A 7122-nucleotide genomic window follows, 5' to 3' on the forward strand; every position below is an offset into this window, starting at 1 on the left:
GAATGCCCAGGTGACGCCATGCAAATCCTCGTCGATGCCGACGCGTGTCCCGCCGTCGTCAAGGACATCCTGTTTCGAGCGGGGCCGCGCGTCGAGGTGTCGGTGACGCTCGTCGCGAACCAGTTTCTGCGCACGCCACCGTCGCCGTTCATCCGCTCGGTGCAGGTGCCGTCGGGCTTCGACGTGGCCGATGCGCGCATCGTCGAGATGGCGGAGGCGGGCGATCTCGTGATCACCGCCGACATTCCGCTCGCGGCGAGTGTGCTCGCGAAGGGCGCCCATGCGCTCGACCCGCGCGGGGAATGGTTCAGCGCGGAGAACATCGAGGAACGGCTGACCATGCGTTCGATGATGGATCAACTGCGCAGCACCGGCGTCGAGACGGGCGGACCGTCGCCGTACAGTCCGCGTGACGGCAAGCAGTTCGCCGCGCAACTCGACCGCTTTCTGTCGAAGTACCGCGCATCCCGGCCGAAATGAATCCTTCCTCATTCACGCTGCGCCGGCTGACCCCCGCCGATGTCGCCGCTTATCGCGACATCCGTCTCGAAGGATTGCGACTGCATCCGGACGGCTTCGGCGCCTCCTGGGACGACGAAACGATCCAGCCCCTCGCGTGGTTCGAGGCGCGCATCGCGGACCACGCGGTGTTCGGCGGCTGGCTCGGCGACGGCACGCTCGCCGGCATCGCCGGGCTGCTTGTGCCGGCGGGCGCCAAGCTCAGGCACAAGGGCACGCTGTGGGGCATGTACGTGCGCCCCGCCGCGCGCGGCACCGGAATGGCTGCGGCGATTGTCGAGCGGGTGCTGGATCATGCACGCGGCGTCGTCGAGGAAGTCCAACTGGTCGTTGCGCCGGACAATGAAGCGGCCATCCGGCTCTATCGCGCGGCGGGTTTCGAGCAGTTCGCCCGCGAACCGCGCGCGCTCAAGATCGACGGCATCTATCACGACTCGCTGCTGATGACGCTGCCGTTCGGCAAACCGGATTAGTAGTCGGCCGCTTCCTTCAACTGCCTGATCCGGTATTCGCCGACCCGCGCCAGCATCCAGCCGGGATACTCGGCCGGCAACTGGCTCACTTCGTCGAGCGCGGCGAGTTCGTCTTCGTTCAGGCGCACGTTGGTCGCGGCGATGTTGTCATCGAGTTGCTCGACGCGCTTCGCCCCGATGATCACGCTCGTCACGGCCTTCTGGTGCAGGAGCCACGCGAGCGCGATCTGCGCAACCGAGACGCCCTTCGCTTCGGCCAAGCTGCGCATCGCGTCGATGCAGTCGTAAGCGCGCTCGACGTTCACCGGCGGGAAGTCGAACTTGGTGCGGCGGCTGCCTTCTTCCTTGCCGCCCTCGCGCGTGTACTTGCCCGAGAGCAGGCCGCCCGCGAGCGGACTCCACACCAGCAAGCCGACGTTCTCGCTTTTCAGGAGCGGCACGAGTTCCCGCTCCAGGTCGCGCCCGGCGATCGTGTAATAAGCCTGCAGCGATTCGAAGCGCGCAAGCCCGAGCCGCTCCGAAATCCCGAGCGCCTTCGCGATCTGCCAGGCGGCCCAGTTCGACACGCCGATATAGCGCACGTGGCCGTGCTGCACGAGATTGTCGAGCGCGCGCAGCGTCTCTTCGATCGGCGTGGCCGGATCGAAGCCGTGGATCTGGTACAGGTCGACGTGATCGAGTTGCAGGCGTTTCAGGCTCGCCTTCACGCCGTCGATGATGTGAAAGCGCGAGCCGCCGCGCGAATTCACGCTTTTCGTGCCGGTTTCGCCGTGGATCTTCGTCGCGACGACCACGTTCTCGCGCGGCACCTTGAGGTTTTTCAGCGCCTGGCCGGTGATGATCTCGGACTGGCCGTCCGCGTAGACGTCGGCGGTATCGATGAAATTGATGCCCGCATCGAGCGAGCCGCCGATCAGCTTGTCGGCGTCCGCCTGCTGGAGCTGGCCGATGTTGTCCCAGATGCCGCCTCCGCCGCCGCCGAAGGTCATCGTGCCGAGGCACAGTTCCGAAACGAAGAGACCGGTATTGCCGAATTTTCTGTAGCGCATGGACTACTCCTCTATGGCTGACGGGATGCCGTCCGGCCGGAATTGCCGCGTCGCAGCGATTTTGCGCGCGCTGAGTGCGGACATGGCCGGACCGCCGCCCGTGCAGTATCGTCCCGGCGGAAGCGGCGGCCATAGCCTGATCCTGTCGGATCATTGCCTGTTCCTGCAAAGGCAGCGGGGCGCGGTGAGCGAACTCGCGCACGCGCGAGTAAGCTACCTACAGTCCCTGAAACCTCCTTCTTTCGCGAAACCATGGCACTGAACGAGACCCTTTCGCACGACCAGCAGCATCCCCTGAACGGCCACGACGGCCATGACGGCCACGATCCGCACCGTGCGCCCGATCCGTCCCTCGACGGGGCGCGGCTCGAACTCGTCGCACTGCTCGACCGCTTCACCGTCGGCTCCGAAGGCACCGTCGACACGCCCGTTCCCGGCTTCTTCCTGCATCGCGTGATGAATCCCGGCGGCCCGAAGCACGGCATCCAGACGCCTGCGCTCGCGCTGATCGCGCAGGGATCGAAGCGGCTGATGGTCGGCGACGACGTATATGTCTACGATCCGCTGCACTATCTCGTTTCGTCGGTCGATTTGCCGGTGATGGGGCAGGTGACGGTCGCGAGCGAAACCGAGCCGTATCTCGGTTTGCGGCTCGACCTCGACGTCGAGGCGATCGCCGAGCTGATCCGCGACGAGAGCCTGCCGCCGGCTTCGCATTCGGACGCCGCTCGCGGGCTCTACGTCAACCGGCTCGGCGCCACGATGCTCGACGCGGTGCTGCGCCTGTTGCGCCTGATCGACACGCCCGAGGACATCCCGATCCTCGCGCCGCTCGTGAAGCGTGAAATCCTGTATCGCCTGCTGATGAACGGGCAGGGCGCGCGGCTGCGCCAGATCGCGCTCACCGACAGCCAGACACAGCGCATCGCCCGCGCGATCCTGCTGCTGCGCCAGAACTTCGACCAGCCGCTGCGCATCGAATCAATCGCGCGGGACGTGCATATGAGCGTGTCGTCGCTGCATCACCATTTCAAGGCGGTCACCGCGATGAGTCCGCTGCAGTACCAGAAGCAGCTTCGGTTGCAGGAAGCGCGGCGGCTGATGCTGCTCGATATCGCCGATGCCGCGACCGCCGCGCATCGCGTGGGCTATGAGAGCGCGTCGCAGTTCAGCCGCGAGTACAGCCGGCTGTTCGGCGCGCCGCCGCTCAGGGACACGCGCCGCTGGCGCGAGGAGGCGGGGGCTTAAGGTTTCGCGAGCCTCCGGAAACTCGGTCAGACCGGAACGCAGCTTTTTTTCGTCACCCGCGGAATAGTTCGGCGCCGCCGATCGTTCTACGGTTACTTCACCAGAGAGGAGATGAAATGAAGAAGCAAATCGCTATGGCTGCAACGGGAGGCCTGCTTGGCGCTCTGATCTTTTCGGCGAACGCTTTCGCGGCGCCGCCGAAGGCGGACAACGGCATGTTCGTCGACGCGAACGGCATGACGCTCTACACCTTCGACAAGGACACCAAGGGCGGTCCGAGCGCGTGCTCGGGCGCTTGCGTGCAGGCGTGGCCCGCCGCAATGGCCACCGATTCCGACAAGCCGTCGGGCAAGTGGACCACGGAGTCGGCCGAAGGCGGCAAGCAGTGGGCCTATGACGGCAAGCGGCTTTACCGGTTTGCGAAGGACACGAAGCCAGGCGAAAAGAACGGCGACAACTTCCGCGACGTTTGGCACGTTGCGAAGCCCTGATCTCAGCTGAGGCGGACATGCTGCAATCGATCAGAATTCTCGCGCTTTTGTCGGCGCTCGGCTTGACGGTGCTGGGGGCGGCCTGCGCGAGCGGCACGGTAAGCGGCGGCGTGAGCAGCGGCGGCGCGAACGGCCCCGGCAACGTGCCGAAAATGGGCGGCGGCGGGTACTGATGATGCGCCATGTCTGCAAGCTGGCGGGCGGTGCGTCTTGAGTTTCGAGACCGATCTGCTCGCCCACCTGCCGCAGTTGCGCCGTTACGCGCGCGCACTGACGGGCGACCGCGCCTGGGCCGACGATCTGGTCCAGGACGCGACCGAACGCGCGCTCGGCCGCTCTAAGGCTTTTCGCGCGGGGACCAATCTGCGCGCGTGGCTGTTCACGATCATGCGCAATCTGTATATCGACCAGTTGCGCGGCCGCCGCGACATCGCGGTGGACGACGAAACCGCGCCGTGGCGGCAAATGGCGGCGCCGGTCGGCGAAGTCGACGGGCTCGTGCTGCGTGACGTGCAGCGCGCGCTCTATTGCCTGCCCGTCGAGCAACGTGAGGTGATGCTGCTCGTGTGCGTCGAGGAAATGAGTTATCAGGAGGCTTCCGTGGTGTTGAACGTGCCGGCCGGAACCGTGATGTCGCGGCTTTCGCGCGCGCGCGAACACATGCGTGTGCTGCTCGGTGAAGAGCCGCAGCGCCGCGCGTCTTCGGCTTCGTCGCTGAAAGTGGTGAATCGCACATGACGACTCCGGACCGCCCCGACCGTCCTGACCAACCTGAGGATGGGCAGGACCTCCAGCCGCTGTCGGCGTATCTCGACAGCGAGCTGAACGACGAGCAACGCGCCGCCGTGGCGGAGCGCATCGCACGCGATCCGGCGAGTGCCGCGACCGTCTCGGCGTACCGCGCGCAGGACAATGCGCTGCGTGCGCTCTTCGCGAGCGAGGCCGCGGAGCCGCAGGTCGTCGTGATGCGTCCGCGGCGGCGCGAACGGTTCCTGATGGCGGCGTGCTGGGTGTTCGTCGGTATCGCTTGCGGCTATTTGTTACACATGCTCCTGCCCGCGCTTCACGACGAACGGCCGCCGTTTGCGCAACGCGCCGACATTGCATACGCGGTCTATGCGCCCGAGCAGCGTCATGCGGTAGAGGTGGCGGCGGCGCAGCAGGATCATCTGGTCAACTGGCTGTCGAAGCGGCTCAATCGCACGCTCACGATTCCGTCGCTTGCCGAGTATGGATTCCAGCTCGTCGGCGGGCGGTTGCTTCCCGGCGAGGAAGGGCCGGCGGCGCAGCTCATGTATCAGAACGCGGCCGGCGAGCGGATCACGCTCTACACGACCACCGTCTCGCGCAGCCAGTCGAAGATCCGCATGCTGCGCGACGGACCGCGCACGACGTACTACTGGGCGGCGAACCGCGCGGGCTATGCGCTTTCCGGGCAGATCGGCGAAGAGAAGCTGCAGGCCATCGCCTACGACACTTGCAAGGAACTCGGCGGTGATCCGAAGAGCTGGTAGCGATGCGCGCGAATGCAAAAAGCCGGGACATGTCCCGGCTTTTCGATGCCCCGGTCGCGGTCAGCGATCAGAGGCTTTCCGCGATGCATCAGTAGTAACGATGCGGCGGGGGCGGCGGCGCGTGATGATAGCTCGTCGGGTGACGGCGCTCCCAGTCGTGGCGCGACCAGTACCGATGGCCGTCCCAGTAACGGTCGCCGTGCCAGCCTTGTGCGACGGTATGGACGTAGCCGGGGCGATGATCGTCGGCCGAGGCGACGTTCATCAGTCCCATGCCGAGCGCGGCGGCAAGCGATGCGAGCAACAGGCCTTTCTTCGTCTTGTTCATGGTGTATCCCTCTGAAGGTGTGTGGGTGCGTGTGTCTTCTTAGCGGTACCAGTCGTGATGATGGTGATAGCCGTAGCCACCGCCATCCGGCACGATGATGCAGCCACCGAGCGATGTGCCGAGCAAGGCGGCGAGCGCTGCGAGGATCGCTATTTTTTTCATTGGTTTCTCCGTGTAGATCCGTTTGAATCCGCGTGTGATTGCGTGAAACCAATTTAGCCAATCGGCAAATGACAAGCGGTGTGCGTTTGTAAGCAAACGTGTGGTTTGAAATATTCGGGTTGTTCCAGCAAGAGTCCTCGGCGTGAGTGAGGAAACCAGTCGACCGGAGTGGACATGTCGCACATCAGCACGGGCGTGGAGTACGCGTTGCATTGCATGCTCTATTTGACGGAGCCGCCGCACGGCGTGCGCGATGCCAGCGTGCGCGATCTTGCGGACCTTCAGGGGGTGCCCGTCGACTACGTCGCGAAGCTGTTCACCAAGCTTCACAAGGCGGGACTCGTGATCGCCACCGAGGGCGCGAAGGGCGGCTTCGCGCTCGCGCGGCCGCCCTCGCAGATCAGCGTGCTCGATGTCGTCGATGCGATCGACGGCGACAAGCCGATCTTCGAATGCAGGGAGATTCGCGCGCGCTGCGCCGTGTTCGACGAGGACCCGCCGCCTTGGGCGACGAGCGGCGTCTGCGCGATTCACGCGGTGATGAGAAACGCGGAGAAACGCATGCGCGAGGCGCTGGCGGGCGACTGTCTCGCCGATCTGGCGGCGCGCGTGGTCGCGAAGGCCCCGCGGGGGTATGGTCCGCAGGTGGTCCGGTGGCTCGATGAGCGGACTTCCAACAAGCGCGTTGCGCGGAGTGAACAGGACTAGTGGTGTGGTTGGCACCCGTTTACTGTTGCTTGCGCTTCTATGGAACTTGTTTTGGTCTTGGTCTATTAGCTCTGCCCCTGTCCGGGGCGGGACTTACTTTCTTTGCTGCTGCAAAGAAAGTAAGCAAAGAAAGCAGCTTTTTTAGGCAGCAGTCACCGCACGTCAACGCACTCGCAATACCGAGTGGCGCAGCGCCTAAGTGTCGCCCTCAAAAGACCGAGGGGCTTGGTGCGCGGCACGCACTGTGTCATCGCGCAGTGAACGAGTTGGCACAGCAGTCATTCATCCGTTTTCGCTTCGCTGGACGAGAGGTGCTTTCGTCGTGCGGTTTAGGTTCGAGGTCGAGGTCGTAGTCCCCCGGTTTTCGGTTGTGCCCCTCGTCCGAGCGAAGCGCGGACGGACCGGAACGTAGCGCATACCGCTCTGTTGAAGTTTTAGAGGTGTCAGTGCGTGCCGCGCACCAAGCCGGGTGGATGTTTGAGGGCGACACTTAGGCGATGGGCCAGTCAGTATTGCCAGTGCGTTGCCGGTTTGTGACTGCTGCCAGAAAAGCTGCTTTCTTTGCTTACTTTCTTTGCAGCAGCAAAGAAAGTAAGTCCCGCCCCGGACAGGGGCAGAGCTAATAGACCG

General features: G+C 64.6%; 11 protein-coding genes. 8 read left to right on the forward strand and 3 right to left on the reverse strand.

The features are described 5' to 3' along the window. Positions 1-18 precede the first annotated feature (18 nt). Entirely contained in the window at positions 19-480 is a 462-nt protein-coding gene (locus AWB81_RS24240) for a YaiI/YqxD family protein (RefSeq protein WP_062639090.1), read from the forward strand. Further along, entirely contained in the window at positions 477-992 is a 516-nt protein-coding gene (locus AWB81_RS24245) for a GNAT family N-acetyltransferase (protein WP_062639091.1), read from the forward strand. Before AWB81_RS24240 ends, AWB81_RS24245 begins: the two co-directional genes overlap by 4 nt. Here AWB81_RS24245 and AWB81_RS24250 read toward each other — a convergent pair. After that, the gene (locus AWB81_RS24250) at positions 989-2041 is read right to left on the reverse strand and encodes an aldo/keto reductase (RefSeq protein ID WP_062639092.1); all 1053 of its coding nucleotides are present in this window, start codon (positions 2039-2041) and stop codon (positions 989-991) included. The two genes, AWB81_RS24245 and AWB81_RS24250, sit on opposite strands and share 4 nt — an antisense overlap. A 252-nt stretch (positions 2042-2293) precedes the next feature. On the opposite strand from AWB81_RS24250, the gene AWB81_RS24255 reads away from it, so the two are divergent. The 5 genes from AWB81_RS24255 to AWB81_RS24270 all read left to right on the forward strand — a co-directional run bounded on the left by AWB81_RS24255 (position 2294) and on the right by AWB81_RS24270 (position 5294). Then, positions 2294-3289 (forward strand): AraC family transcriptional regulator, encoded by a 996-nt coding sequence (locus AWB81_RS24255; protein WP_087135168.1) that lies wholly within the window; start codon positions 2294-2296, stop codon positions 3287-3289. A gap of 116 nt (positions 3290-3405) precedes the next feature. Continuing rightward, entirely contained in the window at positions 3406-3780 is a 375-nt protein-coding gene (locus AWB81_RS24260) for a COG4315 family predicted lipoprotein (protein ID WP_087135169.1), read from the forward strand. A 17-nt stretch (positions 3781-3797) separates the two neighbouring features. After that, positions 3798-3953, forward strand: a complete 156-nt coding sequence (locus AWB81_RS45820) for a hypothetical protein (protein ID WP_159938931.1) — start codon at positions 3798-3800, stop codon at positions 3951-3953. Positions 3954-3990: 37 nt separating this feature from the next. Beyond that, complete coding sequence (locus tag AWB81_RS24265) at positions 3991-4518, forward strand: RNA polymerase sigma factor (RefSeq protein ID WP_062639093.1); 528 nt, start codon at positions 3991-3993, stop codon at positions 4516-4518. Next, entirely contained in the window at positions 4515-5294 is a 780-nt protein-coding gene (locus tag AWB81_RS24270) for an anti-sigma factor family protein (protein ID WP_062639094.1), read from the forward strand. Before AWB81_RS24265 ends, AWB81_RS24270 begins: the two co-directional genes overlap by 4 nt. An 88-nt stretch (positions 5295-5382) precedes the next feature. Here AWB81_RS24270 and AWB81_RS24275 read toward each other — a convergent pair whose 3' ends face one another. Both AWB81_RS24275 and AWB81_RS48335 read right to left on the reverse strand, forming a co-directional pair. Next, positions 5383-5622 carry a hypothetical protein gene (locus AWB81_RS24275; protein WP_062639095.1) on the reverse strand — a complete coding sequence of 80 codons (240 nt, stop codon included), beginning with the start codon at positions 5620-5622 and terminating at the stop codon, positions 5383-5385. Between the two features lie 39 nt (positions 5623-5661). Continuing rightward, entirely contained in the window at positions 5662-5784 is a 123-nt protein-coding gene (locus AWB81_RS48335; protein ID WP_087135170.1) for a hypothetical protein, read from the reverse strand. Between the two features lie 174 nt (positions 5785-5958). Here AWB81_RS48335 and AWB81_RS24285 point away from each other — a divergent pair, with 174 nt between their 5' ends. Next, positions 5959-6492: an RrF2 family transcriptional regulator gene (locus AWB81_RS24285; RefSeq protein WP_062639096.1), complete on the forward strand. Its 534-nt coding sequence runs from the start codon at positions 5959-5961 to the stop codon at positions 6490-6492. Positions 6493-7122: the final 630 nt, after the last annotated feature.

It is taken from the genome of Caballeronia arationis, from assembly GCF_001544975.2.
In the GTDB taxonomy this organism is placed as follows: Bacteria; Pseudomonadota; Gammaproteobacteria; order Burkholderiales; family Burkholderiaceae; genus Caballeronia; species Caballeronia arationis.